Annotated in this window: 3 protein-coding genes; 2 read left to right on the plus strand and 1 reads right to left on the minus strand. The window is 68.2% G+C overall.

The window, feature by feature from the left end:
* Positions 1 to 189: 189 nt before the first annotated feature.
* Positions 190 to 1,017, plus strand: a complete 828-nt coding sequence (locus tag AB0N66_RS42370; RefSeq protein WP_365446331.1) for a class I SAM-dependent methyltransferase — start codon at positions 190 to 192, stop codon at positions 1,015 to 1,017.
* Between the two features lie 62 nt (positions 1,018 to 1,079).
* Here AB0N66_RS42370 and AB0N66_RS42375 read toward each other — a convergent pair whose 3' ends face one another.
* Positions 1,080 to 2,351 carry an MFS transporter gene (locus tag AB0N66_RS42375; protein ID WP_365446334.1) on the minus strand — a complete coding sequence of 424 codons (1,272 nt, stop codon included), beginning with the start codon at positions 2,349 to 2,351 and terminating at the stop codon, positions 1,080 to 1,082.
* Between the two features lie 177 nt (positions 2,352 to 2,528).
* Here AB0N66_RS42375 and AB0N66_RS42380 point away from each other — a divergent pair, with 177 nt between their 5' ends.
* Entirely contained in the window at positions 2,529 to 3,077 is a 549-nt protein-coding gene (locus AB0N66_RS42380) for a MarR family transcriptional regulator (RefSeq protein ID WP_365446337.1), read from the plus strand.
* The last annotated feature ends 421 nt before the right edge of the window (positions 3,078 to 3,498 follow it).

Raw genomic sequence — 3,498 nt, forward strand, 5'->3', positions numbered from 1 at the left:
GGGGCTCTGCCCCCAGCCCCCCGTATCGCGCTGAACGCGCTCGTCCTCAAACGCCGGACGGGCTGAAACGGGGCGGAGCCCCGGAAGCGTGGGACGGGCAGGGGCGGAGGGGGCGAAAAACCCACGCCCCAGCACCCACCCCTGCGCGCCACCTAGCCTCCGACCCCACCCGGTGCTAGTAGCTCACCCATGGCAGACGACACGGGTTTTCAGCTCAGCGGCAGCGCGCCTGAGCGGTACGAGCAGTACGCCGCGCCGTTCATGGCGCCCTTCGTCACGGCGATCCTGGACGCCGCGGACCTGTCCCCGGGCGCCACGGTCCTCGACCTCGCCTGCGGCACCGGCTTCGTGGCCCGCGCCGCGGCGGCCCGGGTCGGCCCCACCGGCCGTGTCTCAGGCGCGGACATCAACGAGGGCATGCTCAGGGTCGCCAAGGCACGCGCCCCCCGCATGTACCCGGACATCGAGTTCACGGAGGCCCCCGCGGACGGACTCCCCTACGAGGACGCCACCTTCGACGCGGTCATCTGCCAGCAGGGGGTCCAGTTCTTCCCCGACCTGCCCGCGGCCCTCGCGGAGGCGGCCCGGGTCACCCGCCCCGGAGGACACTTCGCGGCCACCGCCTGGGCGGACAGGAAGCTGATCCCGTACTTCGTGGCCCAGTACGAAGCGGTCAAGAAGTACGTGGCTCCACACTTGGCTCCGGAGGTCGCCACGAGCTACGAGGCCGCCTTCTCCGGCACCCCCGACCGCCTCACCACCACCCTCCGCGAGGCCGGCTTCCACGACGTCACCGTCCACGAGGTCACCTTCGGCATCGCCCTCCCACCCCTCGCCGACTACGCCGCGGCCCAGCTCTCCTCGGTGCCCTGGGGCCAGTCGATCATCGACAACGGCGGCCACGAAGCCCTCGTACAGGCAGGCCGCGCGATCCACACCCACCTCAAGGACCGCACCGCCCCCGACGGCAGCGCGACCCTCCCCTTCGCGGCCAACCTGGTGACCGGGATCCGCTGACGACAAGCGGAAACGGCCGCCACCACTTCGAGAAGCGGTGGCGGCCGTCGTATGTCCATCCGTCAGGCCGCGGCCCGCACGGGCTCCGCGGGAGCCCCACCCTGCGCGACCACCCGGCTCCTCGCGAGCGACGGCTGATTCTGTACGGGCGTGAGCTGCCGTCCCAGCCGTATCGCGAGGTAGGTGATGCCCAGCGAGAACAGCAGGAACGTCACGACGTACGGCCCGTGCAGCGAGGCCCCCATCGGACCGCCCACCGCCGGACCGACCGCCAGCGCGAGCTGCTTCACCAGGGCGAAAGCCGAGTTGTACTGCCCCGCCATGCCCACCGGCGCCAGATCGGCGACCAGCGGAGCGACGGTCGGCGACAGCATCGCCTCACCGAGACCGAAGAGGGCGTACGTCGAGACGAACGCGGCGGTCGCCATGGTCTGGCTGCCGTGCCCGAGGCCCGCATAACCGGCCGCGAGCCACGCGACCGCCCAGATGAGCCCCACCGCGGCGATCACCCGCGACCGCTTCCGGCGCTCCACGAACTTGAGGACCGCGAACTGCGCGACCACGATCATCGCGGTGTTCGCCGCCATCGCCGTACCGAGCGCGGAGGTGGAGATCCCGGCCGCCTCGACGCCGTACGCCGACAGCCCCGACTCGAACTGTCCATAGCAGGCGAAGAACAACACGAAGCCCAGCACGGACAGCTGCACCATGGCCCGGTTGCCGAGCAACTGCTTCCAGCTGCCGCCCTTGGCCTGCGGCGCACCCTCGACCTTCGGTGTGTGCGGCAGCCGCACGGTCGACATGATCACGACCAGCAGCAGGAACATCGCCGCCTCGATCGAGAACAGCAGCGTGAACGAGCTCGCGCGCGAGGTGTCGACGATGTGGCCGCCGATGAGTCCTCCGACGCCGAGTCCCAGGTTCTGCAGGAAGAACTGCGTCGCGAAGGCACGCGACCGGGTGTCCGCCGAGGAGCAGTCCACGATCATCGTCGCGAGTGCCGGCGACATCACGGCCTGGCCGGCACCGAGTGCGGCCGCCGACAGCAGCACGGTCGTGGCACTGTTCGCGAGCCCGAGGCTCAGCGCGCCGACGGAGGCCGTGCCAAGGGCGACGAGCAGGACCGGCAGCGGGCCGCGCCGGACGATGGCCCGCCCGGCGAACGGCAGCACGACGAGAGCGGCCACGGCGAAGACGGCGAGCACGATGCCCGCCGTCATGGAGCCGAGTCCCCGCACCTGCGCCACATAGACGTAGAGGAAGGGGACGGTAAAGCCGAGCCCGAACGCGCTGAGTGCGTTGCCCACATGGATCCGGCGCATCGCTGCGCCCATCGCCCTGGTCACTTTTCACCTGCCCTGGTCGTGAGGTCCTCAGGGCGCGTGCACTGTCATGCACGTGCATGACAGTGCAAGGGTGCAGGCCTGAAGACTTCAAAGCTAAAGTTAGGATCTAAACAATATACACCGAAGGACTTCAACGGCAAGCGAGCCCGTGCGATACTTCGCCCCATGGGCGACACCCTCGGCGTCAGCGAGCCGACACTCGACGAACAGATCGCCGCGTACCAGCGCGAGTTCCGGGATCTCGACCCCCAGGTCGAGAAGATCGTCTCGGCCCTCTCCCGCCTCAACCGGCGGATGAACGTCGCCTACGGACGCCAGACCGCAGCGCTCGGCATCAGCAACGCCGAGTGGGAGGTCCTCAAGGCCCTGGTGGTTTCCGGCGCTCCCTACCGCATGGGCCCGAGCGACCTCGCCAAACTGCTGGGTCTGACCCCGGCCGCGATGACCCACCGCATCGACCGCATGCTCGGGGAGGGGCTGGTCACCCGGGAGCGCGACGAGTCCAACCGCGTACGCGTCATCGTGGAGCTCACTGACGAGGGCCGCGAGAAGTGGCTGGAGGTCATGCGCCTCGCCTCGGGCTTCGAGGAGGAGCTGCTCCAGGACCTCTCCCCGGATGAACGTGGCGTCCTCGGCGAGGTTCTGACCCGCCTCCTCCGCCGTGTGGAGCACGCCCAGCCGGATGCCGGCGGCCGGCTCACCGACCTCGATTAAAGATCTTGACAGGGAAGGTTGACACCCCCTCGACCGACGCGTAAGGTTCTTCGAGTTGCCACGGAGCCGTAACGGTTCTTCGGCAACACCTCCGCCGCAAAAGTGGCAACCAAACCTTCAGCACGATCTCCCAATGGGGTCGAATTCGGTGTGCCCGAATTCAATTCGATTTGGGCCCGGCAGCCCGATTAGGAACTGCCGGGAGGATCCGCTAAAGTTTGAGACGTCGGAACGGCCCAACAGCCGCGAAGACAAGCCCCGCTGACTGGGAATCAGGCCCGAAAGGATCTGATAGAGTCGGTAACGCAAGACCGAAGGGAAGCGCTCGGAGGAAAGCCTGAGAGAGTCTCTCGGGTGAGTACGAAGGAAGTGTCCGTTCCTTGAGAACTCAACAGCGTGCCAAAAATCAACGCCAAGTTTG

Source organism: Streptomyces sp. NPDC093544 (assembly GCF_040683495.1).
In the GTDB taxonomy this organism is placed as follows: Bacteria; Actinomycetota; Actinomycetes; order Streptomycetales; family Streptomycetaceae; genus Streptomyces.

What these genes read in the sequence shown, in the direction of transcription:
- AB0N66_RS42375 (WP_365446334.1), bottom strand. Translation starts at nt 2,351, where the DNA reads ATGGGCGCAGCGATGCGCCGGATCCATGTGGGCAACGCACTCAGCGCG.
- AB0N66_RS42380 (WP_365446337.1), top strand. Translation starts at nt 2,529, where the DNA reads ATGGGCGACACCCTCGGCGTCAGCGAGCCGACACTCGACGAACAGATC.
- AB0N66_RS42370 (WP_365446331.1), top strand. Translation starts at nt 190, where the DNA reads ATGGCAGACGACACGGGTTTTCAGCTCAGCGGCAGCGCGCCTGAGCGG.